This window comes from Chryseobacterium sp. MYb264 (assembly GCF_035974275.1).
GTDB lineage: Bacteria > Bacteroidota > Bacteroidia > Flavobacteriales > Weeksellaceae > Chryseobacterium.
Window position 1 is genome coordinate 2,049,231 of sequence record NZ_CP142422.1, and the last position, 26,165, is coordinate 2,075,395.

At 36.3% G+C, this 26,165-nt stretch carries 21 protein-coding genes and 1 pseudogene; 11 read left to right on the forward strand and 11 right to left on the reverse strand.

Annotated elements, in window-relative coordinates:
• The first annotated feature begins 46 nt into the window (after window positions 1–46).
• The 3 genes from VUJ46_RS08735 to VUJ46_RS08745 are packed head-to-tail and all read left to right on the forward strand — an operon-like array spanning window position 47 to window position 2,173.
• On the forward strand, window positions 47–721 hold the full coding sequence (locus VUJ46_RS08735) for a hypothetical protein (protein ID WP_326984601.1): 675 nt from the start codon (window positions 47–49) through the stop codon (window positions 719–721).
• A gap of 10 nt (window positions 722–731) precedes the next feature.
• Window positions 732–1,106 carry a hypothetical protein gene (locus VUJ46_RS08740; protein ID WP_326984602.1) on the forward strand — a complete coding sequence of 125 codons (375 nt, stop codon included), beginning with the start codon at window positions 732–734 and terminating at the stop codon, window positions 1,104–1,106.
• A 47-nt stretch (window positions 1,107–1,153) separates the two neighbouring features.
• Window positions 1,154–2,173, forward strand: a complete 1,020-nt coding sequence (locus VUJ46_RS08745) for a TQO small subunit DoxD (RefSeq protein WP_326984603.1) — start codon at window positions 1,154–1,156, stop codon at window positions 2,171–2,173.
• Between the two features lie 384 nt (window positions 2,174–2,557).
• On the opposite strand, the gene VUJ46_RS08750 is transcribed toward VUJ46_RS08745, so the two are convergent.
• The 3 genes and pseudogenes from VUJ46_RS08750 to VUJ46_RS08760 all read right to left on the reverse strand — a co-directional run.
• Window positions 2,558–2,713 carry a hypothetical protein gene (locus VUJ46_RS08750; RefSeq protein WP_442784945.1) on the reverse strand — a complete coding sequence of 52 codons (156 nt, stop codon included), beginning with the start codon at window positions 2,711–2,713 and terminating at the stop codon, window positions 2,558–2,560.
• Between the two features lie 18 nt (window positions 2,714–2,731).
• Window positions 2,732–4,072, reverse strand: a complete 1,341-nt coding sequence (locus tag VUJ46_RS08755) for an IS5 family transposase (RefSeq protein WP_326981209.1) — start codon at window positions 4,070–4,072, stop codon at window positions 2,732–2,734.
• A 121-nt stretch (window positions 4,073–4,193) separates the two neighbouring features.
• Window positions 4,194–4,562: pseudogene (locus tag VUJ46_RS08760) on the reverse strand (NAD(P)H-dependent oxidoreductase); the annotation flags it as partial.
• Between the two features lie 89 nt (window positions 4,563–4,651).
• Here VUJ46_RS08760 and VUJ46_RS08765 point away from each other — a divergent pair.
• Window positions 4,652–5,008: a winged helix-turn-helix transcriptional regulator gene (locus tag VUJ46_RS08765; RefSeq protein WP_326984604.1), complete on the forward strand. Its 357-nt coding sequence runs from the start codon at window positions 4,652–4,654 to the stop codon at window positions 5,006–5,008.
• Window positions 5,009–5,232: 224 nt separating this feature from the next.
• On the opposite strand, the gene VUJ46_RS08770 is transcribed toward VUJ46_RS08765, so the two are convergent.
• The 5 genes from VUJ46_RS08770 to VUJ46_RS08790 all read right to left on the reverse strand — a co-directional run bounded on the left by VUJ46_RS08770 (window position 5,233) and on the right by VUJ46_RS08790 (window position 11,861).
• Window positions 5,233–6,807 carry a DHA2 family efflux MFS transporter permease subunit gene (locus VUJ46_RS08770; protein ID WP_326984605.1) on the reverse strand — a complete coding sequence of 525 codons (1,575 nt, stop codon included), beginning with the start codon at window positions 6,805–6,807 and terminating at the stop codon, window positions 5,233–5,235.
• Window positions 6,808–7,397: 590 nt separating this feature from the next.
• Window positions 7,398–8,501 (reverse strand): HlyD family secretion protein, encoded by a 1,104-nt coding sequence (locus VUJ46_RS08775; RefSeq protein WP_326984606.1) that lies wholly within the window; start codon window positions 8,499–8,501, stop codon window positions 7,398–7,400.
• A 19-nt stretch (window positions 8,502–8,520) separates the two neighbouring features.
• Window positions 8,521–9,834: a TolC family protein gene (locus VUJ46_RS08780; RefSeq protein ID WP_326984607.1), complete on the reverse strand. Its 1,314-nt coding sequence runs from the start codon at window positions 9,832–9,834 to the stop codon at window positions 8,521–8,523.
• Window positions 9,818–10,444 (reverse strand): TetR/AcrR family transcriptional regulator, encoded by a 627-nt coding sequence (locus VUJ46_RS08785; protein ID WP_267405261.1) that lies wholly within the window; start codon window positions 10,442–10,444, stop codon window positions 9,818–9,820. Before VUJ46_RS08785 ends, VUJ46_RS08780 begins: the two co-directional genes overlap by 17 nt.
• Window positions 10,445–10,742: 298 nt before the next feature.
• A complete protein-coding gene (locus tag VUJ46_RS08790; protein ID WP_326984608.1) occupies window positions 10,743–11,861 on the reverse strand; it encodes a DNA polymerase III subunit in 1,119 nt (372 codons plus the stop codon).
• 261 nt (window positions 11,862–12,122) lie between these two features.
• Between VUJ46_RS08790 and mdlD the strand changes: the two genes are divergently transcribed.
• From mdlD to VUJ46_RS08815, 5 genes are all read left to right on the forward strand, one after another.
• Window positions 12,123–13,442 (forward strand): NAD(P)-dependent benzaldehyde dehydrogenase MdlD, encoded by a 1,320-nt coding sequence (mdlD, locus tag VUJ46_RS08795; RefSeq protein WP_326984609.1) that lies wholly within the window; start codon window positions 12,123–12,125, stop codon window positions 13,440–13,442.
• A gap of 121 nt (window positions 13,443–13,563) precedes the next feature.
• A complete protein-coding gene (locus tag VUJ46_RS08800) occupies window positions 13,564–14,904 on the forward strand; it encodes an IS5 family transposase (protein ID WP_326981209.1) in 1,341 nt (446 codons plus the stop codon).
• A 205-nt stretch (window positions 14,905–15,109) separates the two neighbouring features.
• A complete protein-coding gene (locus VUJ46_RS08805; protein WP_326984610.1) occupies window positions 15,110–16,402 on the forward strand; it encodes a hypothetical protein in 1,293 nt (430 codons plus the stop codon).
• Window positions 16,403–16,404: 2 nt separating this feature from the next.
• Window positions 16,405–16,998, forward strand: a complete 594-nt coding sequence (gene lptC, locus VUJ46_RS08810; protein WP_326984611.1) for an LPS export ABC transporter periplasmic protein LptC — start codon at window positions 16,405–16,407, stop codon at window positions 16,996–16,998.
• Between the two features lie 6 nt (window positions 16,999–17,004).
• On the forward strand, window positions 17,005–18,048 hold the full coding sequence (locus VUJ46_RS08815) for an anhydro-N-acetylmuramic acid kinase (protein WP_326985086.1): 1,044 nt from the start codon (window positions 17,005–17,007) through the stop codon (window positions 18,046–18,048).
• 29 nt (window positions 18,049–18,077) lie between these two features.
• Here VUJ46_RS08815 and VUJ46_RS08820 read toward each other — a convergent pair whose 3' ends face one another.
• Window positions 18,078–18,467: an SRPBCC family protein gene (locus tag VUJ46_RS08820; protein ID WP_326984612.1), complete on the reverse strand. Its 390-nt coding sequence runs from the start codon at window positions 18,465–18,467 to the stop codon at window positions 18,078–18,080.
• Window positions 18,468–18,507: 40 nt separating this feature from the next.
• Between VUJ46_RS08820 and VUJ46_RS08825 the strand changes: the two genes are divergently transcribed.
• Window positions 18,508–19,119, forward strand: a complete 612-nt coding sequence (locus VUJ46_RS08825) for an NUDIX hydrolase (protein ID WP_326984613.1) — start codon at window positions 18,508–18,510, stop codon at window positions 19,117–19,119.
• Here the strand turns inward: VUJ46_RS08825 and VUJ46_RS08830 are convergent.
• Entirely contained in the window at window positions 19,112–20,383 is a 1,272-nt protein-coding gene (locus VUJ46_RS08830; RefSeq protein WP_326984614.1) for a UDP-N-acetylmuramoyl-tripeptide--D-alanyl-D-alanine ligase, read from the reverse strand. The two genes, VUJ46_RS08825 and VUJ46_RS08830, sit on opposite strands and share 8 nt — an antisense overlap.
• 65 nt (window positions 20,384–20,448) lie before the next feature.
• The gene (gldJ, locus tag VUJ46_RS08835; RefSeq protein ID WP_326984615.1) at window positions 20,449–22,050 is read right to left on the reverse strand and encodes a gliding motility lipoprotein GldJ; all 1,602 of its coding nucleotides are present in this window, start codon (window positions 22,048–22,050) and stop codon (window positions 20,449–20,451) included.
• Window positions 22,051–22,213: 163 nt separating this feature from the next.
• Between gldJ and porU the strand changes: the two genes are divergently transcribed.
• The gene (gene porU, locus VUJ46_RS08840; protein WP_326984616.1) at window positions 22,214–26,116 is read left to right on the forward strand and encodes a type IX secretion system sortase PorU; all 3,903 of its coding nucleotides are present in this window, start codon (window positions 22,214–22,216) and stop codon (window positions 26,114–26,116) included.
• The last annotated feature ends 49 nt before the right edge of the window (window positions 26,117–26,165 follow it).

Below are 26,165 nucleotides of genomic sequence, written 5' to 3' on the forward strand. Positions count from 1 at the left end.
TTAAAGGGTACTCTTTTTTGTTTATTTTAGCTTCAACAAAAAATTTATGAAACTTAAACTGTCTTTTCTTTTAATTTTTTCTTTCAGCTATTTTATAGCACAAGATCAAATAACAAAAGAATTAGTAAAATTAAAAAGCAATGATTTTGATGAAGTTACTTATGCACGACAATTTCTAATACAATCGAATCCAAGAGATGTAATCCCGGAATTAATTGAAATGTTAAAAGACACCACATTGGTAAAACTTGAAAATACCGGAGATTTAATTTATCCAGGAGCTAAAGAATTTTATGGGCACGGATCTGTAGTAAAGTATGATATTGATAAAATTTATTTTCGAGCAGCATGGATACTTGAAGAATTAACATTTCAAGATTTCGGATATCTGAATGATAAATCCAACAGCTTAATCCTTTACAAGAAATCACATATGTGGTGGAAAGCAAATGAAATGACATGGTCTAGATATAGCGCATTAAAAGAAGCTCTTCAAAGCTACGAAATAGCCAGATGGGAATCAGCAATTCATTATTTAAGATTCAGTAAAGAACCAATAACAGATTTGAATTTAAAAACTTACAATAAAGATATAAAACCATTGATTGAGAGAATATACAAAAATACAAATGATGAATCATCCTCTATTCAAGCAAAGTATTTATTGGATGATGATGAAAATTATTGGTTAAAACTTAAAACAAAAAAAATAAAACCCTAGTTTTGTAAGAATGTCAGACCTCAAACTCCATTTCAAACCATACAAAGCATTCATTATCTTGCTTGTTTTGATGTTCTCTTTATCGCCATGTTCAGTGAAGAGAGATGTTTTGGGAATTTTCGACATTCAGCATCTCAGTACTTTAAACAAAGTAAAAACCACGGTAAATTCAACCAATAATTGCATTTATTCTTTTGAAAAGTCTTCAAAATTTTCAGCTTTAAAAGTTATTAAAAAGCTCGATAATCATGAGTTTATTGCTGAATTCTCTTCTAAAATTAATTCAGAAAAGAAGATTTTTACGAATCATTATTCAGGATTCACCACAGACAACAGTCCGCCGAAGTACATTTTATTTAAACGGTTAAAACTGGATATAGCTTAAAATTTTCTTTACGCTATTCTTATTTTAAATCATTTAAATATACTTCAATGAACAATAAAACAATGCATCAGCCCAATTATATGGCTGGTTTATTCACTTTATCACTCCGCCTTGTTATTGGCTGGACTTACTTTTCAGCTTTCTGGCGCCGACTCATCCTTGAAAACAAATTAATTCCCGATGAAGCAGGCTATATCGGCGAAAAATTCAATCATTTTCTACCTAATGCTTTAGGAATTAAACCTATTATTGAATATCTCGTCACGCATCCTGATGCTCTACAAACCTCAATGATGACTTTTACCATCGTAGAAGCTGTTGTCGGATTATGTCTGATCTTGGGATTATTTACCAGAACAATGAGCATCGGAGTTTTTGCATTAGCCATGGGAATTTTACTCGGTTCCGGATGGATTGGTACCACCTGTCTCGACGAATGGCAAATCGGAGTGTTGGGAATTGCAGGAGGATTTACGCTTTTCCTGACTGGAAGCAGCTACTATTCAGTCGATCAATATTTTTTAAACAAAAATTCCAGCTTTACAAAAAAGAAATGGTTCAACTATTTTGGTTCAGGCGTTTTACCAATCGTGAATCCAAAACATTTTGTCTTGATAGGTTCTTTATTGATTTTTGGACTTACCCTTTTTACCAATCAGTATTTTCATGGAGGCGTTTGGGGGAAACTGCATAATAAATCAGTAAAACCAAAGATTGAAATTTCTCATATTTCATACAATCATTCTGATTTAAGTTTCCAGATTTTTCGAACGGAAGGTGTAGATGTTTACGGTTCTTTCCTCATCGGAATTCATATATTGGATAAAGACGGAAATATTTTAAAGGAACTCAATCATTCCGAGCTTTCAAAATTCCCGAAAGAAAATATTAAAAACCATTATGTGGTTAAAGTGAAACCCGAAAAACACAGTTTGATTATTCCGCTGGGCTCAAAAGCTGATTTGAAGATTGATATGAGTGATATTTCATCAGAAAAAATACATTCTTTAAAATTGATTGATATCAGCGGAATTGAATGGCTGGGAAAAATCAATAATGCCGAGTAATTTAAATCCTTCGACAGGCTCAGGAAAACAGCAATGCGAATGATAATGGTTTTTAAAAATTAATAAAATGAATTTCAGGTTGGTTTTTCGCAAAGACGCCAAGTTATTAGCCATTATTAAGCTTTAAGACGCAAGGATTTTATCTACGATAAAATTGATCATCAACATTATAAAAGAAAATCTTTGATTTTTTCCTTGCATCTTAAAAACAGAAAACTTTTATTAAACCGTGCGCCTTTGTGTTTTTCCAATAAGCTTAAATAGGCTATAAATTACTTCAACATTGGTCATAAATACTTATTCATGTTGTCGGAACTTCCGACGAGGTGAACTAAAACTTGTTTAGCATTTCGGAAAGTCCGACGGCTTCCAATTAAATTTAGCCTAAAAATTATCTATAAATTCCAGATACATCGGAATACTTCTTTCGATCCATTCCTGTGAAGGATTTTGTTCCAAACCATAATAAATAAAAGGTTCTTTATAATCTGCTTTTACATATTCAAAAGTCAGTTCAAAAGGTCGCGTGAGCTCTTGCATTGTATATTTAGTCGCTCCTTAAAAAGCTGTTTTTTGACTTTGAAAATTATATTTGCCTAAAAAGATTCGGAGAACAAGTTCGAGCCAAAGAAGAATTTGTTGTTTGATTTGATTCAATCTCATCTTCAAATTGTATCCAATCCCTGCTAATAATGCATTATTAATATCTCCAGCCACTCCTTTCAGGAAGTTTAATCCTAAGGAGTGGTTTCTTTTTAAATGAGAGATACAAGGTTCTATGGCTGCTCTTGCCCGGAATCTTAATCTGGCTACTTGTTGCCCATATTTTGTTTTTTCTTTTTTTGCGGGAAGCAAAATTGCTGTTCCTTCCACTTCTTTGATTCCTTTAAATCCTCTGTCTGTAGTGGCTTTCGTAGGTCTTGTTCCGCCAACGGATTTTCTTACCCTCTCACTCTGTGCCAATGATTCTTCAAGAGTTTTACTATCGTGAGGATTGCCAGAAAATCTCTTTACCGAGCTGATGATCCCTGTTTTCCGACCTCTTACTACTGCTACTTTTGTCCCAAACTCGTATGCTTTTCCCGATTTTCCTTTCGCAATACACGCAACTTGTGGCTCGTGAAGACTGTAAATTTTATCTTTCGTGGTACGTTCTTGGGTGAGTGCTTTAAGGTAAATTTTAAAAACGTCTTCGTAGCCTTTCAAAACATCTTTAGGAAGTTTTCTTTCCAATTCCCGAAGAACTCTTTTACCAATCGTCCTGAGCTTTTTCCTCGCCATTTTTGCCTTCTTCTGTCTTCTGGGATGATGTCCAAAAAAAGCGTCCCGCAATAATTGTTTGCTCACTCTTCTGTAGCTTTGTCTTTGTACAACGCTCTCTTTTTCTGCTATTTTTCTACAATTGTCGATTACTTTTTTTGCTAATTTGGCATCGGTAGGAAAGGTAATGTTCTTCTCCTGAACCGTCGTATCTACCTGAACTTCATCTTCTGTTTTGGCTTTGGGATGGAGAGAAACGCTTTGTCCCAAAAGAAATTCCAAACCCTTATCTCCAATTCTTTTTCTGAAGTGTACAAAATTGCTCGGATCGAAAGGCTGCTCTGTCTGGAAAAAGGTTTCTCCGGTAAAATATTGCCAATACGCATTCTCAATCCATCTCTCTATTACACTTTCATCACTTTCTTTAAACATTTCCTTGAGCAAAAGCATTCCTGCTATTTTACGGATAGCAATAGAAGGTCTTCCGTTTTCTGAAAATAATTTCTCAAACTCTGACTCCATTTTATCCCAGGAAATCTCCCCAGCTAATTTTACCACCGGATGCTCCATATTAATAAGCTCCGTAAGCCTGGTCTTGAATAAATTCTGCTGTAAATCCTCTCTTATTTTGCCTAACATTTTGCCACTTTTTATATCCTAAAAATACAATTTATTGCAATTTTTTACAACGATTTTTTACGAAATATAAGTGCATAAAAACTGATAATCAAAATATTACTTGGTTTTTAAGGAATGACTATTTATACTTTCCTGAAGCACTAAAACCTTTATCATCAATTCCTGTAGAAACCGCCAGTGCAATCTTTTTTCCTCCTACTTTAAATCCACTTTTGCTGCCATATGCCCAACCATATAGAAGTACCTCATCAAACCATTTTTTCAACAATGGCGGACTGCTGAACCAGTAAAAAGGAAACTGAAATATAATTTTATCATAAGATTCTATCAGTTCCTGCTCTTTTTTAATATCAATCTTTTCGTCGGGATAAGCTTGATATAATTCATGTACTGTATATTTTTCAGGAAATTTATTGAGTTCTTCAATCCATCTTTTGTTGATGGAAGAGGTTTCCATGTGAGGATGGATAACGATAATTAATGTTTTCATATTTTAAATTTTCATTACAAAAATAATAGATGTAACTTACATTTCCGATAGTAACACCCCATTGTATGGTACTATAAAAAATGTAAGTAATGACTAAAATAAAGGAAACATCTACCAATTTTGCCAATAAAAAAGCCCTTGCAGACGAATGTCCGGAAGTTCATGCTTCGAATATGATCGGCGGACAATGGTCTTTAGCAATTTGCTGCTACCTGATCAATGGTAAGCTCAGATTTGGAGAATTACGAAAGAAACTCGGAAATATTACAGAACGTATGCTCACGCTGCAATTACGAAGGTTGGAAGATGATAAAATTGTTACGAGAACCGTCTACGCAGAAGTTCCTCCAAGGGTTGAGTATGAACTGACTGAGGTTGGATATCAATTAAGACCAATTATTGAGGAACTCGAAAAATGGGGGAAACTGCATAAGGAAAGTTTGTAAATCAACGGTCAAAAAATTCCCCTCCATCGGAGGGTGGCGAAAATTCAAAGAATTTTTGGCGGGGTGGTTTAAACCTGGAAACTACCCCGTCTTTTTGCTATGCAAAAATCCACCCCTTGAAAAAAAGGGGAATTTTAAACTTCAATACATCAAGTGATTTTCATAGGCTTTAACAAATAAAAACCTCCACAATTGCGGAGGTTTTATATATATTTTGAAAAGATCTAGTGTACGCCACTCAAATCTATTTTCTCTTTACTTTTTCGTTCTTTCACGAATAAGATAAACGGAATACAAATTAAGAATATCACTCCTAAATAAAGAAAAACATCCATATAAGAAAGTACCGTTGCCTGTTTCGTTACGGAGAGATCGAGCATTTTGTAAGCGGCATTCATTGCGGCATCCGGTGTCATTCCTTTTGCCATGAAGCTTCCTTTTAAAGCCTGCAATCTCTGCTGAACTGCAAAATCGGTTTCATCGAGATGGGTAATCAGATTAACTCTGTATTTCTGACTGGCATTGGCAATAAACGTTGTAATCGCCGCAATCCCGAAAGAACCTCCCAGCTGTCTCATCATCCCTGTAAAAGCAGCTCCCTGACCAATTTCCTGACCTTTTAGAGTACTTAATGATAATGAAGTGATCGGGATAAATAGCAATCCAAGTCCTGCTCCTCTTACGATCAGCATCCAGAAAAATGCATCTTTACTCGTATCCGGTGTAAGGATTTTGTAACCCCAGAAACTATATACAAAGAAGATAAATAATCCTAAGGAAACTAAAATCTGCTGCTTAGCACCTTTTGACAATAATCTACCGATAATAGGCATCATGAAGGCGGTGGTTAAGGCTGCAGGAATCATTAAAGCTCCCGACTGAAGTGCCGTCCAACCCAAAATACTCTGCGTATACAAAGGAACAATAAAGGTAGAACCGTACAAACCGAATCCTAATACAAAGGACATTATGGTACCAATCCTCAAATTACTGTTTTTCAAAACCCGCAATTCCACAATAGGATATTTGAAAGTAAGTTCTCGCCAAAGGAATAAGATGAATCCTAACACTGCCGATGCGGTAAATAAAATAATCCATCCACTTGCAAACCAGTCTTCTTCGTGTCCTCTTTCCAGAATATATTGAAGTGATCCCACAGTAATCGCCAATAAAGCAATTCCTAACCAGTCGACATCCGAAGCTTTACGTTTTTCAGCATATTTCGGACTTCTCACAAACTGAAGCGTCATTAAAGTCGCTGCAATCCCGATAGGAATATTAATATAGAAAATATACGGCCAACTGAAGTTATCTACGATATATCCTCCCAGTGGCGGACCTAATGTTGGCCCAATAATTACCCCAAGACCATAGATCGCCTGAGCCATACTTCTTTTTTCAATCGGATAAGATTCCGTAATAATAGTCTGTGAAGTTACCAAAAGGGCTCCCCCACCAATTCCCTGCATTAATCTGAAAAATACCAGCTCCCAAATATTGGTCGCGTTTCCGCATAAAAATGAAAATATGGTAAATATGATAATAGATGCAGCGAAATAGTTTCTTCGTCCAAACTGTTGAGACAGCCAGCTCGTCATCGGTACAACAATTACGTTACCGATAGCGTATGCTGTGATCACCCAGCCGACTTCTGAAAGTGTAGCTCCCAAGTTACCCTTCATTTCGTTCAGGGCAACGTTTACGATGGTGGAGTCTACAATCTCAAGCAGAGCACAAAGAATCGCCGTAATCGTAATGATTACTCTTCGGGCTCCATATTCTACTAATGAATCTTGCATAGTTTTTTTAATATTTTATTGAATTAAGAGAGGAGGATAAAACTCAGGATTAATTATTGTAAATATTTAATAATTAAAAGATTAAAAGATTAAAAGATTAAAAGATTAAAAAATCAGAGTCTGTAAATACATTAATCTTAGCCTTAACCTCTATATTTCTTAATTTAAAAAAGTGAATTGTCAGTGATCATTCAACATTATTGTCGATTATTGCTTCATTTTCAACATCATTACTGATGGTCATCTGCGCGGCCGGCATCATTTTCATCTGTCAATATATCGTCTTCATTTCCACATCTACATTGATTTCCCTCTGCATTGTCATCAACTTCATGGTAATTTTACTACTTCATTTCCACATTTCATTGATTCTGTCTGCATTTCCGGCATCTCCTTCATAATCAGTTTAGTCTTTCGGCATTTTCATCTTCATTATCGACTTGCCTCTGCAAAACTGACAATTCTCTTATACATTTAAAAAAGGTGAATTGTCAATGGTAAATCCATTTCATTCGTCAATTTCTACTCCTTCATTTTACATTTCACAATTAACTTGCTTCAGCAAAATTGACAATTCACTTATTTTTTTATTATTTTAAAGAAACTTCTGCTTTCACATTCATTCCTGTTCTTAATCTTTTTGCAATATTTTTATCAAGATTCACAAAATCAATTTTTACAGGAAGTCTCTGAACCACTTTTACGAAGTTACCACTCGCGTTATCCGGAGGAAGGATAGAGAATGTAGCACCCGTTGCAGGAGAGAAAGAGCTTACCACTCCGTCGAATTCCTGATCAGGAAATGCATCGATCTCGATTTTTACTTTCTGACCTTCAACCATTCTGTCAACCTGAGTTTCTTTGAAATTAGCCACTACCCATTTCTGGTCGTTTTTAATTAAAGCAAATAATTGCGAACCAGCCTGTAAATATTGTCCTGCCTGCGTTGGAACTTTACCAACATATCCGTCTTCAGGAGCAACAATTACAGTATATGATAAATTTAATTTTGCATTTTCTACATCTACTTCTCTTTGTTTAGCCACAGATCCTGCAACACTGATTTGTTGAGAGCTTGCCGCCGTTTGAGAAGATGCAATATTAGTTTGTTGAGCAATTTGGTTTCTTTGATCAACCAAAACCTGTAATTGCTTGTCAGCAGATTGTTTTGCTGCCAAAGCCTGCTCATATTGCTGCTCTGTAATAGAGTGGTCTTTTACCAACACAGAATATCTTTTTAAATCCTGAGCTGTTTTCCAAACGTTTACTTTTGCTGCTTCAATTTGCGCATTAGCTGTTGTTACCGCTGCTTGAGAAGAACCAATGTTTTTCGAAGTTGCCGTAGTAGAAGCTTCTGCGTTTGAAATATTACTTTTTGCTGTTACCAATGCCGCTTCTGCTTGTTGAAGAGCCATTTTCTGATCTCTGTTATCCAGAATCACCAAAGTATCTCCTTTTTTCACGAACTGGTTATCTTTTACTTTAACCTCAGTTACATACCCGGAAATTTTAGAAATTACCGGAGACAGGTTAGAAGCAATCTGCGCATCGTCTGTTTCTTCGTGCCCCTGCCCGTAAGTGTAAGCATTATATCCGTAGATTCCTCCACCGATCAAAACAACCGCCAAAATAATTGGGAACACTAAACTTTTTTTCTTTTTAGGTTCAGTCGCTTGTGTATTATTATTTTCCATTGTTGGTATTGTTCTTAATTTATTTAATTGTTAAAGTTCCTGTAGTTTGTAATAGTTTTCTGTACGCTAATGCCGCATCTGCTTTAGCATTTATTACGCCAACGTTTGCCGCAATCTGTGCTGCATCTGCATCCAGCAATTCCGTCATAGTTGCCAAACCGTTGTCGTATTTATTTTTTGTGATTCTGTAATTTTCATTCGCTTGCTCTGCAGATTTTTCAAAAACAGTGATTCTCTTTTTAGAATAATCGGTGTTTTGATATTCTCTGTTTACATCAAGCTTAATATTATCATTCAACAGTTCATTAGATGCAGAAAGTTGTTTTTCTCTCGCCTGAGACTGCTTGTATGAAGAATTTTCTTTCCAGATATTAGATAAGTTGTAAGAAACTCCAATCCCAACGTTTACGGCATTGTAAATCGTTAAGAATTTCGGAATATCTGCCGCTACATAACCTCCGGTAAATGCGATTGAAGGAAGATTTTCAGCTTTTGCTGCTTTCGTTCCCAATGCTGCTGCTTCTCTTTGTTTTCCTAAAGCCTGAAGATCTTTACGATTATCTTTCGCTTCATTTACATAGAAATCAACCGGTTTTACGTCTGAGCCTTCATCAATATAATTTTGGTCAACCTCAATTTCTGTCGTTTCAGGAATTCCCAATAGCAAATCCATGTTGATGTTAGCAATATTGTAGTTGTTTTTAGCTTCCAATAATTGTAATTCTATATTTGAAGTCTGAAGATTTGCCTTTAAACGGTCGTTTCTAGCAATCACTCCATTATTTTCAAGTTTAAGGAAAGTTTCATCTCTCTTTTGAGAAGCCGTAAGGTTTTCTTCTAAAACTTTGATGGATTGATTGGCTTTAAACAAATTATTATAAGCCTGGGCCACGTTATAAGCAATCGCTATTTTATCGTTTTCTGTGCTCAATTTTGATGCTTCCACCAAATATTTCGCAGACTGAATTCCGTATTTTATTCTTCCGCCGCTGTAAATGGGAACACTTAGATTTACTGAGCCGTAAGCCACCTGATGTACTTCAGGACCTCCAGCTCCGGAAACGCCGGGAAGTTTAATATTTACGGTAGGTTTTATTGGAAGATACATATAGCTTCCGGAAACTTTAAGGTCAGGAAGTTGTCTGTTCTTAGCCTCTAAAAGATCAGCAGTAGCCTCTTCGATCTTCGCTGCATCGATCTTCAGATTTTTGCTGTTTTGGATACCCAACTGCACAGCTTCATCAAGAGTCAATGTTTTTTTCTCCTGAGCATTTGTGTTTGCAATCCCTACGAATAGGGCCAGTGCAAGGACTGAGTTATTTATTTTCTTCATAACCTAAAAGGTCTTTTAGTAAATATTTAATATGTTTATTAAGTTCTGTGTAATACTTTTCATCAAAAGTGTCTTCATCTTCCGTATCGTTAAGGAATTCTTTATACATTTCCTTTGCGTTTGAAGCGTAAAACAATGTTCCGCTCACGGTAGAATGAAGAAGATAAATCGGAGGATTTTTAGTAAAAATTCCTTTCTTCAAGCCACTTTCTAATATTTTTGAATACATGGAAATAAATCCCATTTTTGTCTGTTTCAAAAACTCAATAATATGAGGATTCTCTGCATGTAATTGTTCTCTTTGCATAATTCTGTAGAAACATTTATGGTTTCTTACCTTACCCGCAAACTGATCAACAATTTTTTCTACTTTTTCCCACTCATTGATGTCCGTTCTTTCAATAATATCTTTCGAAAAGAATTGCCCTTCATTCATCCTGTACTCCACCAACTTCTCGTAAAGCTTTTCTTTTGAACCGAAATAATAGGAAATCATAGAAATGTTTACATTCGCTGCTTTGGCGATCTCTCTGGTAGAAGTTCCTTCAAAACCTTTCTCAGCAAAAAGCTTTTCCGCAGCATATAATATATTTTCTTCTTTTGATAACATTCTATGTTCTGTTTTCAGGGTGCAAATGTACACAAGATTCCAAATAAATCAAACGATTGATTGATTTTTTAATTTATTTTTAATATTTAAAATCACAAAACACTGAATTACAACTCATTAAAGTTTATTTATAATATTAATTAACATTATAGATTTGGTAATTTAACATAAGATTTTAAGTCAAATTTTCACCAAAATAAGCCTCAATACTGCATTTTTGGAAATTTAACCACTAAAATTAATGTTATGCTAAATTAATATTGAAGAAAAAACTCCGACTGAGTCGCCGGAGTTTATCTTATGAATTCTTATGAATATATCTTGATAATTTGATGCCCAGATCTGTCCAGACAATCTTAGGATTTCCGTTTCGGGTAAGGTGCAAATCGGCAGTACTTATTTCTTCCAGAATACTTTCAATATTCGCTCCGCTGATAAATTTTGAGAAACCAACCCAATTAAAACCATTGGCATCAATTTTTTTATAGACCAGACTTTCAGACTGATAATTCTGAAGCAAAGCGAGCCTGAAAATCTCAGAGCAATAATTTAAAAAGTTCTTTTGCTTTTCACGATTCCAGCCTGCAATTTCTCGAGCCCAAACGATAATATTTTTCAGAAACTGAGGTTTCTTTTTCACCATAAACGCATCACGAACCCACTGAACAAAAAGCTTTTCAAATTCTTCATTCTTTGTTCCCGATTGTAATAATTTAATAGCGTCATTCAGATCTCCCTGCGCTTCATGTACGATTTCTCTTACTTTTTCATCTGTAACATTGAAGTTCTTTTTTAAATAAACCTCAATATCTTCATCATTAATCCTCGGAACTTCCACCACCTGCGTTCTCGAAAGAATGGTCGGAAGAATATCATTGGTAGACTCTGCGGTAAGGAGAATAATGGTTTTCGCAGGAGGTTCTTCTAAAAATTTCAGGAATTTATTGGAAGCGGCAATATTCATTTTATCGGCTCTCCAAACGATCAGGATTTTGGTTCCGCCTTCAAAACTTTTAAGAGAAAACTTTTGATTCTGATCATCAATTTCATCTGCAGAAATGAAAAGCTGTTTATTTTCAGACTCTAAAAAAGCCGTCCAGTCGTCATAACTTGCATACGGCGAAGCCATGATCATCTCACGGAATTCTTCAAATTTATTTTTACTTAAAGAATTTTTGTTGTCTGTAAAAACCGGAAAACTGAAATGCAAATCCAGGTGATTCAAATGCTCTACTTTTGAAGCGGCATGAGGATTTTCACCCTGTAAAACCTCTTTAGCGTATGCCAAAACCATCGGCAACGTTCCATACCCTTCTTTTCCCGTGAAAAGCTGGGCGTGGCTCACTCTGTTTTCGGCGATACTGTCTCTAAGAAGCTTTTTCAGATTTTCCTGTCCGGCAATGTTCTCCCAATTCATTTCCCAAAGATAAAAAATCTTCTCTCATTTTCCTGAGTTGAACTTTAATTTAATATTTCAGAAAAGTCTTGGCATCAATTTTTAATTGTTGGCTGCAGCATATTATAGGTCATATCAATAATATTAATTGGTATAAAATTTTAATTAAATTGTGCGCAATATAATTTTCAGCAATATATTTGTAAAATCAATTCTCAAATCACTTTAAATACAACAAATTGTAGAGTTTTCAAGACTTTCAATAATTAAAAATAAATAAAAATGGATCAACAATCAGAACAGAAAATAAGAGAAATATTTGCTCAGCAGAAAGCTTTTTTCAAAACCAATAAGACCAAAGATATTGAATTCAGAAAGGCACAGTTGAGAAATTTCCGTGAAGTATTTTTAAATCATACAGATGCGCTTTGCGAAGCATTAGACATCGATTTGGGGAAAAGCAGAAAAGAAGCGGAATATGTGGAAATACAAATCGTAATCAGCGAACTGGATTATCTTTTGGAAAATATTAACGAGTGGGCAAAACCTACGGAAGTGCCGTCTAAATCTTTACCATCGGGTGCTGAAGTAATCAGCAAAATTACGTATGAACCATATGGCGTCAATTATATTATCGGGCCGTTCAATTATCCGGTTCAATTGACTTTCAGTCCGTTAATTGGCGCTTTGATCTCAGGAAACACCGCTATTATTAAACCTTCTGAAAATACACCTCACGTAGCGAAAGTTCTGGAAGATATTGTAAAAGAATCTTTTGATGAATCTTACGTTGCGGTTGTTCAGGGTGCGATTGAAGAGAATACTTTGCTATTGAGCTTACCTTTTGATTATATCTTTTTCACAGGAAGCCCGAATGTTGGGAAAATTGTGATGAAAGCTGCGGCTGAACAATTAATTCCTTTAACTTTAGAATTAGGTGGAAAATCACCAACCATCGTTCATAAAGATGCTGATCTTGACAAAGCTGTTGCAAGAATTTCTTATGGAAAATGGATTAATTGCGGGCAAACCTGTGTAGCGCCGGATTATATTTATATTCATGAATCGGTGAAAGATGAATTTATTGAAAAATTCAAAACCTATCTAAAAAATACGTACGACGATCAAACGCTTGGAAAAATCGGAAAAATTGTAAGTCAGCAACAAATCAAAAATCTTGCAGGATATGTAGAGGCTTCTCCCGAGAAAGTAATCTACGGTGGAAATTACAACTTGGAAACCCGTCATTTCGAGGCTACGTTAATGGATAACGTAACTTGGGATGATAAAGTAATGCAGCAGGAAATCTTTGGTCCAATCCTTCCGATCATGACTTATAATGATATTGATGAGGCTTTGGAAGAAATTAACAATCGTCCGAAACCTCTGGCACTGTATGTTTTTACTGAAGATCAGGAATTTGCACAGGATGTTTTACACAGGACCACAAGCGGTGACGCAGAGATCAACAGCGCGATTGTACATGTGGGTTCTCATTTTTTACCTTTTGGTGGTGTAGGCACTTCGGGAATGGGGAAATACCATGGTAAATTCAGTTTTGAAAATTTCAGCCATACAAGATCTGTGATGCAGGTAAAATAATTAGTCATTCCTTAAAAACCAAGTAATATTTTGATTATCAGTTTTATGCACTTATATTTCGTAAAAAATCGTTGTAAAAAATTGCAATAAATTGTATTTTTAGGATATAAAAAGTGGCAAAATGTTAGGCAAAATAAGAGAGGATTTACAGCAGAATTTATTCAAGACCAGGCTTACGGAGCTTATTAATATGGAGCATCCGGTGGTAAAATTAGCTGGGGAGATTTCCTGGGATAAAATGGAGTCAGAGTTTGAGAAATTATTTTCAGAAAACGGAAGACCTTCTATTGCTATCCGTAAAATAGCAGGAATGCTTTTGCTCAAGGAAATGTTTAAAGAAAGTGATGAAAGTGTAATAGAGAGATGGATTGAGAATGCGTATTGGCAATATTTTACCGGAGAAACCTTTTTCCAGACAGAGCAGCCTTTCGATCCGAGCAATTTTGTACACTTCAGAAAAAGAATTGGAGATAAGGGTTTGGAATTTCTTTTGGGACAAAGCGTTTCTCTCCATCCCAAAGCCAAAACAGAAGATGAAGTTCAGGTAGATACGACGGTTCAGGAGAAGAACATTACCTTTCCTACCGATGCCAAATTAGCAAAAAAAGTAATCGACAATTGTAGAAAAATAGCAGAAAAAGAGAGCGTTGTACAAAGACAAAGCTACAGAAGAGTGAGCAAACAATTATTGCGGGACGCTTTTTTTGGACATCATCCCAGAAGACAGAAGAAGGCAAAAATGGCGAGGAAAAAGCTCAGGACGATTGGTAAAAGAGTTCTTCGGGAATTGGAAAGAAAACTTCCTAAAGATGTTTTGAAAGGCTACGAAGACGTTTTTAAAATTTACCTTAAAGCACTCACCCAAGAACGTACCACGAAAGATAAAATTTACAGTCTTCACGAGCCACAAGTTGCGTGTATTGCGAAAGGAAAATCGGGAAAAGCATACGAGTTTGGGACAAAAGTAGCAGTAGTAAGAGGTCGGAAAACAGGGATCATCAGCTCGGTAAAGAGATTTTCTGGCAATCCTCACGATAGTAAAACTCTTGAAGAATCATTGGCACAGAGTGAGAGGGTAAGAAAATCCGTTGGCGGAACAAGACCTACGAAAGCCACTACAGACAGAGGATTTAAAGGAATCAAAGAAGTGGAAGGAACAGCAATTTTGCTTCCCGCAAAAAAAGAAAAAACAAAATATGGGCAACAAGTAGCCAGATTAAGATTCCGGGCAAGAGCAGCCATAGAACCTTGTATCTCTCATTTAAAAAGAAACCACTCCTTAGGATTAAACTTCCTGAAAGGAGTGGCTGGAGATATTAATAATGCATTATTAGCAGGGATTGGATACAATTTGAAGATGAGATTGAATCAAATCAAACAACAAATTCTTCTTTGGCTCGAACTTGTTCTCCGAATCTTTTTAGGCAAATATAATTTTCAAAGTCAAAAAACAGCTTTTTAAGGAGCGACTAATTATTTCTCTGTAAAAATGATATAAAAGTCTCATCAATCACTATGTGAGACTTTTTTTATATAAATTAACCTATTTTATTATAGAAAAATCATGATTTCAGCCTAAAGATAAGCCCTTAACAAACTTTAACCTCGTTAAACTTTTACAATTCATTAATATTTAAGATATTTGCGCATTGTTTTAAAAATAAAGAATGAAAAAAATCTTTGTACTATCATTTATATCCGTTGGGTATTTCCTTAATGCGCAAAATTTGAGTAACTCACCTTATGCCACTTACGGAATTGGGGATGTAAAATATGATAATACGATTGAGACTTCCTCTATGGGAGGTATATCAACTGCTTTTATTAGTGATTTCACCAGTAATTTTAACTTTGCCAACCCGGCTAACAATGCTAATTTCGAGCTTACCAGTATTAAGCTGGAAGCTACCAACGAAAACAATTACTTCAAAACGAACTTTAATAATACGAAGTCAACCAAGCATTCCACCTATCTGTCTAATATATCTTTGGCTTTCCCTATCTCATCCAAAATAAAAATGGGATTATCGTATCAGCCTTACAGCTCAAAAAGCTATGATATTCTTACTTCGGAAACAAGAACAGATAGTGAGGGGAATAGTTATATCGCATCCAACCGTTTTAAGGGAAGCGGGACATTGAACACGGCTTTGGTTGCCCTATCCTATAAGATTAGTCCGGAATTCTCTGCTGGTTTAAGAGCCAATTTATATTTCGGAACTCTGTACGATACCAATGAACTGGCGTACTCCAATGCTGACCTGGTTAACGGTTATGAAACCAAGAACAGCATCAGAAATTTTAACTTTACACTGGGCGCATCTTATCAGAAAACCAACCCATCTACAGATCACAAGTTAACTATAGGTGCGACAACAACCTTTGGGAATACCAATGGGAATATGACGACGGACTATACCAACAGTACGTATTACTATTCCGCAGCAGATGTAAAAGCGGGAGAATCGATTATTGAACAAAAAAGTACAAAATCTAAAAATCTTCTTCCACTCCAGGCATCTTTAGGGGTTGGATACGGGGATGAAAACCACTGGTTTTTATCTACCCAGCTGGATTATAAAAAAGGGGAAACTGTTTCCTACTTTGGCAGCACCTTCAGTTTTCAGGACTCTTACCGCGTTGCTGTCGGAGGATGGTATCTTCCTAACTACAATAACTTCAGAAGCTATTTCTCAAGAGTAGTCTATAGATACGGAGCCTTTTATGAAAAAGGAAATATTCAGCTGGCAGGAAATAACATCAACAAATTCGGAATTTCCGCAGGGGTGATGTTACCATTCAAAAACAGCAGTATCACAAGAATGAGCGGCCTTGAACTTGGAATAGAGCTTGGAAAAAGAGGAACGCTTAAGGATAATCTCATCAATCAGAATTTCATTAACTTCAGAGTCGGCTTCAATTTTGCTGACAAGTGGTTCAGAAAAACCCTATACAACTAAGAATGGAGCTGAGACTCATCCCATCATATAAAAAAATTATAGCATGCCTTTTTAGTTGTGCTATATTTTTTATATTGACCTCCTGTGAAGAAGATGTTACGAAAAACAACGCTAAACAAAGTAAAAACTTCCCTTCACAGATCATTAATAACGCTAACATTATCCAGAGAGATTCAGGATTTGTAACATTGAGAGCCACTGCTCCTCTGATTGAAAAATATGAACTTATTGATACGCCTTATGTGGTTGCTACAAAAGGGATCAATATTCAGTTTTTTGATAAAAAGAAGCCTAAAGTTCCCGGTAAAATTACCGCCAAATATGCCAGAATTTTTGAATCTAAAAAATTCTACGAAGCCAAAGGCAATGTGAGAATTACCACCAGCGAAGGACAACGCTTCGCTATGCAAAGTCTTTACTGGGACCAGCCCAAAAGGAGAATCTATACCCATGATACTGTTTATGTAACAATGGAAGACGGTTCCACATTAGTGGGAGCCAAAGGAATGACTGCAAAAGACGATTTTTCAGAATATACATTCTATAAAAATACCGGAGATTTCAGTTCTGCAAAGATCTCTGAATCTAAAAGATAACCGATGATGATTTTGCAGGCTATTGGTTTGATGTCCGGAACGAGCCTTGATGGCTTGGATATTTGTTTTGCAAAATTTGAAAAGCAAGAATCCTGGTCTTTCGAGATTCTTAAGGCAGAAACAATTCCTTATCCTAAAAACTGGGAAGAAAAACTTAGAAACTCTATTCAGCTTTCTGCAGAAGATCTATTGGAATTAAATTCCGAATACGGCTTCTATTTGGGAGAATTGGTAAATGATTTCATCAAAAAAAATCAGTTGCAAAACATTGATTTGATTGCCTCTCACGGTCATACGGTTTTTCATCAGCCTCAGAAAAAATTCACTTTACAGATTGGCGACGGAAGAGCAATTAAGCTTACAACCCATCTTCCTGTTATTTATGATTTCAGAACTCAGGATGTCTTAATGGGTGGAAACGGAGCTCCACTTGTTCCTATTGGCGACGAAATTCTTTTTTCACAATATGATGCTTGTTTGAATTTGGGTGGTTTTTCTAATATTTCATTGAAAATTAAGGATCAAAGAATCGCTTTTGATATTGCTCCTGTGAATATTGTTTTAAATAAACTGGTTCAAAAATTTAATAAAAATTTCGACGACAACGGAGATTTGGCGAAAACAGGAAATATCAACGAAGAACTTTTATCTAAACTTAATTCATTAGACTTTTACCAGCAATCTCATCCAAAATCATTGGGAATTGAATGGTGTAACGAAAATATTTTTCCTCTATTCGAAAATATTGAAACTCTCGATATTTTGGCAACCTTTACAGAGCATGCAAGCCAGCAAATCGCAAATGTCATCAATGAATATCAATTAAAAAATATTCTATTTACAGGGGGCGGAACTTACAATACCTTTCTAATTGATAAAATAAAAGCTAAAACTTCCGCTAAAATCATTATTCCGAATAAAGACATCATTGATTACAAAGAAGCTCTTATTTTCGCTTTTATGGGCATTCTAAGATGGAACAATGATATTAATGTTCTCGCTTCGGCAACGGGAAGTTACGCAGATCACAGTTCAGGAATTATGGCATAAAAAAACCTTCATTCCTGAAGGTTTCCATTTTATTTATAAGCTTCGATCTTATCCGTCAAAGTATTAATGAAATTCTGAAGAGGCTTTTCAACCATCATTTTAATAAAAGGATTAAACTTTCCTTCGAATAACATTTGTACCTCAGTCTGGTTTTCGTTTAAAGGATTCAGCGTTGCAGTAAGTGAAAAATCCAAGCTAGAACTTGCAGACTTCAAAACTGCTTTCTGATCGTTTACTTCATCTATTTTAAGGGCTATTTCCGGCATTCCCTGTAGCCCGAATTTAAATCCATCTTCTCTCGTTTCAAATTTCTGAAGACCATCCGGCATAAATTCTTTATAATTTTCAGGAGTTTTTAATATTTCAGTAAGCTCCTTAGATGATTTATTGACAATAATCTTTCGTCCTTCTAAATTCATTTTTTATTTTTGTATTTAAATTCTTAATTCTTACAAATATATGTATAAAGTTTTTGTGAACGAAAAAAAATTGCTACTGTCTAAGCAATCTGAAAACTTAGAAAAATCGCTTAGCTATGAAAGCTTCACAACTTTAGAAATGGCTTTGGATCTGCTGGAGAATACTTCAGCCAACGAACTGAACGTATATGGTGAAAATATTGATGAGATCTGGGCAGAGTTTCAGAAACTTTTCAGAATCATTGAAGCGGCAGGCGGAATTGTAAATAATGAAAATAGTGAAATCCTCTTCATCAAAAGACTAGGAAAATGGGATCTTCCGAAAGGAAAAATGGAAAAAGGAGAATCTCGAGAGGAGTCGGCCGTTCGAGAAATTGAAGAAGAAACAGGTTTAAAAGATGTTGAATTGGTGAAATTCATTAATACAACGTATCACATTTATATCGAAAGAAACGGTGATAAAATCCTGAAATGCACGCATTGGTTTGAAATGAATTTTGATGGTGAAGACACTTCAAAACCGCAAATAGAAGAAGGAATTACTGAAGTTGCCTGGAAAAACAACACCCAAATTGAGGCTGAAGTTTTTCCAAACACTTTCCAAAATATTAAATTGATCTTAAAAGAATTCTGGAGCAATAGATCTAAATAAAGTCTATTGCTTTTTCCAGCGCAATTCCTCTGGAGCCTTTTAATAATACGTTTTCTGACTGAATTTTATTCGACTTTAAATATTCTGTCAGGTCTGCTGTATTTTCAAAAGATGTTTCAGATGAATTGATGCTTTTAAAGTTTTTGCCTACTGTAAAAATTTCATTAAAACCTAAATTTTTAGCTAAATTTAAGATGTTTTGATGCTCTTTTTCACTCTCTTCTCCCAATTCTAGCATATCACCAATAATAATGGTTTTAGAACCTTCAAAAGTGATGAAATTATGCAACGAAGCAGTCATAGAACTTGGATTGGCATTATAAGTATCCAGTACCAACGTTTTACCTTCTTTTTTTACCACCTGAGAACGCATATTGGTTGGCGTGTAATTCTCAATGGCATGTTTAATCTTATCGAAATCAATTCCAAAGTGTAAGCCTAAACTTGCCGCTGCACAAAGATTGGTAAAATTGTACTCCCCTGTTAATTTAGAAACAGCTTTTTCATTTTGATAAACTACACCTACAAAATGTTCTTCAGAAAAAGCTTCAAAATTATAATCGGAAGCCTCTTTACCAAAAGTAATTGTTGGCGAATAGCTGCCAGTCTTTTCAATCTGAATCGGATCGTTTTCATTGATCAAAATAGTCTGACCATGAGTTTTCAAATAATCATATAATTCAGATTTACCTTTAATTACTCCTTCGAAACCTCCGAAACCTTCAAGATGAGCTTTACCAAAGTTAGTGATATAGCCATAATTTGGCTCAGCGATATTCGAAAGTAATTCGATTTCCTTCTGATGATTGGCTCCCATTTCAATAACTGCCATTTCATGCTCTGGTTTAATGGAAAGCAGCGTTAAGGGAACCCCGATGTGATTATTCAGATTTCCGAAAGTATACTGCACATTGTATTTTTCTGAGAGAACCGCATGAATCAACTCTTTTGTAGTGGTTTTACCATTGCTGCCCGTTAATCCGATAATAGGAATCTGAAGCTGATTTCTATGATGAATGGCAAGCTGCTGCAGAAACTCTAACGTTGATGGAACATAGAAAATATTTTTCGCTTCGTTTTCAAAATTCTTTTGCTCAACAATTACGGCTAAAGCACCTTCATCAATAGCTTTTTCAGCCAATGTTGCTGCATTGAAATTATCTCCTGAAAAAGCGAAAAAAATATCATTCGCTCCTACTTTTCTGCTATCGATGGTTACCTTATTCGATTGTAAAAATAAAGCATAAAACTGTTCTATATTCATAGTTCAAAAATAAAAAAACCTTCCAAAAATTCGGAAGGTTTTTTAAAAATATTTTTTGATCAATATTATCTTCTAGTTCTACTCTTATCACTGGCTCTTGCATCCTGTGCTACACGGAATCCAATCCAGCCATAAGCTTTGTTTTCAGTCTTATATCTTCTCTGTCCCGGATCCAGCCAATATGCTGTATCCTGCCATGATCCTCCTTTTACAACACGGATATCATTAGACATTCCTGAAGTTCTGTCTCTGGTATCTTTTTCCATTTTTACTCTTCCAGAAGCATCTACGATGAATCGTTGTTTTGGAGAGTTGTACATATCGTAAGATGAAGCAGAATCAGCAGCTCTGTAATATTCAAGCGATGACTGTCTGTCGCCGTCTCTGAAGTTTCTGTAGTCTGCTACGGTTTGTCTTTCAAACTGCCCCGGTAAACTTCTGTATACCAGTCTACCGTCTGCAAGTGTATCATATTTAATCGTTGTCTCGTCCACCATTTTGTAAGTTCCGTCACCGTTTCTTACAATAGACTGAGGCATATTTCCTCTGTAATAGTTGAAATCACTGAAGTCTTCATCAATAATCGGTCTGTATACATCCGCTGTCCATTCTGCCACATTTCCGTACATTCCGTAAATACCAAGATCATTTGAAGGATATTGTCTTACGTCCGAAGTTTGTGCAGAACCGTCATTTTTCCAACCTGCAATACCTGAATAATCACCTCTTCCCATTTTGAAGTTTTCAAGGAACATTCCTTTATCTCTTCCTTTGGTACCTCTCAATCTTTCGATCTGTGGTTTTTTTCCTAAGTACTGGTTGTACTCTCTTGTTTTAGCCATACCCAGTGCTGCATATTCCCATTCAACCTCCGTAGGAAGTCTGAATTTCTGAACCATTGCACCGTTAGGAGCTCTGTTAGCAGCCAATAATCTTTGGTTCGTTGTTTTCAAACCTGTTTTTTGCTGCATTCTCTGCTCATTGATATACCCTTGCATTTCAGGATCATTCGCTTTGAATTTATCCATGTTAAATGCTGTTCCTCCCTGGTTGTTAGATTCGTTGATATACAAATCCTTAGCAATGATACCAGCTTGCATTAAAGCTTTCTCATTGGCTCTGTCTGATAACCATTCGCAATATCTGTTGGCTTGTGTCCATGAAACACCCACCACAGGATAGTAGTCGAATTCAGGAGAACGGAAATAAGTTTCGTTATAATCGTTTCTGGATAATTTGTTGTCCCATAATAAGGTATCCGGCAGTGCACCGTTGTAGATTTCCTTAAAACTTGGGTCACTTGGAGGGAATACATACTTCAACCATGTCAGGTATTCGCGGTATTCGTAGTTAGTAATTTCTGTTTCTCCGATAAAGAATGAACTTACCTGCATTCTGCGTGGTGAGTTATTCCAATCGTGCATGACATCATCTTTCACTAATCCCATTGTAAAAGTTCCACCTTCTACATATACCATCCCCGGCCAACCTTTTTGTTTTTGTTGCTTTCCTGCAAAAAACCAACCTTGTTTCTCGTTTGGTTTCCAACCTGTTTTGCTGACAAATTTTTTAGTACCGCCGCCTTTGCTAGTACCTGATCCACCACAACTGGTTAATGCAAGTGTAGAACTTAATGCTATTAATGAAAACAACTTTAGTTTTTTCATAGTCGATATAAATATTTTCAAAGTACAAAGAAAAAATAAATTATTCAATAAATCAAGTAAAGATTGATTTTTTTGAAAAACGATAACAAATTAATTTTATTGTATCGCAAATTAATTATAAAATTTTCATTTATTTTGTAATTCAGAAATTTGAATAATAAACATGAGAAAAAAAATCACGGTTTTATTTCTATTAGCCTCTACATCAATGTATTGGGCACAAAGAGTGAATATAGAATGGAGCGGCTCTAAAATTCAAGACTTCGGGGAAACAAAAATTAATCTTCCCAACTTCAAAAATGAAGGTTTTTCTTACAGCCAAAATAACGTTTTCATCACTACAAAACAAAAAATAGGAGAAAAGCAGTTAAAAATCTCTAATCTTTCTTGGGAAGCTGTTTCCAACAATGAACTGTTTGAACTGAATAAGCAACTGATCAGCCCCCGTGAAGTAAAAGACATATCTTATTTCTATTATGAAGGAGAAAGATATGCAACAACTTCCGTGTCCTTATTTAAGTATGAAAGAGGGAGAGTCTTGAGACTGGTCTCCTACGATGTTTCAGAAGGAGGTTCCATAATTTCTCAGAACAGCGGGAATGCGAATAAAGTGGGATCTACCTCTAATCCTCTGGCGAGTGGAGGTTTTTACAAAATAAAAGTTGATAAATCAGGAATTTTTAAAATTACCACCCAGTTTTTAAAAGACAACGGGATTAATCCGTCATCCGTGAATCCCAGGAATTTTCGAATTTACGGAAACGGAGGGATCATGCTTCCTGAGCATAATCAAAATACCCGATACAGTGCTTTACAGGAAAATGCAATACAGGTTGTAGGGGAAGATGACGGCATATGGAACGATGAAGATTACGCTCTTTTCTATGCACAGGGACCCAACGGATACAATCTTTATGATACCGGAAACGGAAACGGATTCAAGAGAAATGAAACCCGTTCGGACATGAGCAATAACCTGAAAAATATTTATGACGATTTTTCATATTATTATATCAACTTCGACAAAGGTGCCGGAAAAAGAGTGCAGACGGCAGACATTGCTCTTCCCTCAACGCCACTCATCACCCGATATGACGATTATCAGGTCATTAACAATGATCAGAAGAACCTTTTAAAGGTAGGACGAATTTGGGTCGAAGACAGCCCCTTTACTACCGATAAGGAAATTACCCTGAACACAAAATCTCCGATACAGGGTGGTGATGTGATTAAATACAGGACTCAGGTGGTGGGTTATCACTCTCAACAGAATTCGGTTACATTTGATATCAACAGCCAAAATCCTGTGCCGTTCAACGTTCCCCCCAATTCCGCCAATGTAGGATATGATTTTTTTCCGTTAAACTATAACGGTACGGTATCCAACCTGAGTGGTACACAGATTAAATTTAATTATAAGCCCAATATTTCTACAAACCCCAACGGGAATTTCTATTTTGATTATGTAGAGGTGCAGTATAAAGAAGATCTTAGATTCAACGGTACCCAGATGAATTTCAGAGATTTCTCGCTGAGCAGCGGAACCAATACCGCCTACGGATTTAGTATTGCGAACACGGCTGCCATGGAGCAGGTATGGGATGTAACCGATATCACCAATGCCACAAGAAGGGTGAATAAAGCTGGGGGTAGCGGTATTTTCAGTTTCGGATATACCACATCGGATCCTAATTTCAATAATGAATTTGTTGCTTTTCGTGCAGAATCGGCTTATTCTCCTCAGTTTGTCGAAAGAATTGCCAATCAAAACCTTTCTGAACTCCAGAATATAGATTATCTCATCCTCACGACTCCACAAATGATGGCGCAGGCTCAGAGGATGGCGAACTATCATGAGTCGAGAAACAATTACAATGTCCAGATTGTTGATATTAATAAAATTTATAATGAATTCAGCAGTGGCAGCAGAGATCTGACAGCGATCAGAGATTTTGTTACTAAACTGAATAGCCCGATAGGTCGTCTGAAATATGTACTGATCCTGGGAGATGGATCTTATGATTATAAAGACCGTATTTCAGGGAATACCAATATTGTTCCGAGTTATGAAAGTGAGCGGTCGGCCGATTTTATCAGCTCATTTGTTACGGATGACTATATTGTAATGAATCAGCCTCAGACCGCTGATTACCTTGACTATATCCTTCCGGACATTCCTGTGGGAAGAATTCCTGCAGCTAATGTAACGGAAGCTGCGAATATGATTGACAAAATTCTCGCTTACAACAATGCTCTTCCCGGCCAGTCAACCCCTTTTGGAGAATGGCGTATGAAACTAGACTTTGTAGTGGATGATGACAATGACGGCGGAACCCCATTTCATACTGTAATGAATAATTCTTTGGTGAATGTTTTTGAACAGAACAATACCAATCTGAAAGAATACAATGTAAGAAAACTTTATCTGGATGCTTTCCAGCAACAAAGTTCTGCGGGAGGCCCAAGATATCCGCAAGTCAACCAGGCTATTGCGAACGATGTAGGCAACAGTCTCTATCTTTTCTATTTCGGACATGGAGGAATCAATGGATGGGCTCAGGAGCGGGTTCTTTCTGTAGATGAAGTTCAGAACTTCAACAATTTTTCCAATGTCTACAGCCGCCTTCCTTTTGTATCCACCATTACCTGCGAATTTACACTTTGGGATGATCCTGAAACCAGCTCAGTGGGGGAACAGTTTATCAAGCTGAAACAGGGAGGAACCTCAGCAATGATCACCTCCAGCCGTGCTGTAGGCGTAGGTTACGGTATTGATTTTACCAATATTCTTACCCAGAATCTCTTCAAACTTGATAATGATGACTTTGCGACCTTAGGGACAGCCCATTTGAATGCTAAAAAACAGAAGGGAGCCTATTCAGACCACCTGAAAGTAAACTTTCTGGGTGATCCCGCGACAAAATTAAGCCGTCCGAAAAGGTTGTTAACCATTGATAATATTGAAACTCCGGTTCCCGGACTGATCCGAGGACTGGATTTCGTGAAAATAACAGGTCGTGTGACCAACCCAAATGGTTCTACCAATACGACTTTTAACGGGCGCGTGGTCATTAATATTTTTGATAAAAAATTAAATAAATCCACACTCAATAATGATGGTGTTTTAACGCCTATTCTTCAGTATACCGAAGAAGGCAGCGCCATCGTGAAAGCCTCGGGAACGGCTGTGAACGGAGTATTTACCGTAGAATTCTATGTTCCAAAAGATATTAATTATGCGGTAGGAACCGGAAGAATTCTTGGGTATGCTGACAACAAAGCCACTGATGTTTTTAATAATCAGGCTGTGCAGGTGGGTGATCTTAATCCTAACGGAATTAATGACAATGAGCCGCCAAAAGTAAGATTATATATGAATAACACCAATTTTGCCGATGGAGGGATTACGGATCAAAACCCGATGCTGCTGGCCTGCGTTACGGATGATACGGGGATCAATTCCACCGGTTCAGGGGTTGGCCATGACATTACGGTATACCTGGATGGTCAGATTATCAATACGATTGTTTTGAATGACTTTTATGCCTCCGGTGAGGGAAATGGCTGTGTAAACCCAAGTTTGGCAGACTATCAAAAAGGTAATGTAACCTACCCTTTCCGAAATTTGGCATTAGGTCAACATCAATTAACATTTAAAGTTTGGGATATAAACAATAATTCTACAACTTCTACGTTGAATTTTGAGGTTAAAGATGAAGCTGATCAGCATCTGATTATTAACAGACCGCTAAACTGGCCGAATCCGTTCACCAATAAAACGTATGTTCAGTTTGAGCATAACTGTGATGATATCCTTGATGTCAACGTTCAAATTTACACCATTACAGGAAAATTGGTTAAAACAATTTCGCAGACTGTAATGGCAGAACCATTCCTGCAAGGCTTCAGAACGCCACGTCAGGCCATTGAATGGGATGGAAGGGATGATTTTGGTGCCACTGTAGCAAAAGGTACGTATATTTTTAAGATATTTGCAAAAAGTCAGAATCAAGAAAAATGCAAAGGAAGTGCTACAGCTGTAGAAAAAATGGTACTTTTGAAATAATTTAAAATAATAATTGTAACAATATTTATAAAAAACTGATAATATATAA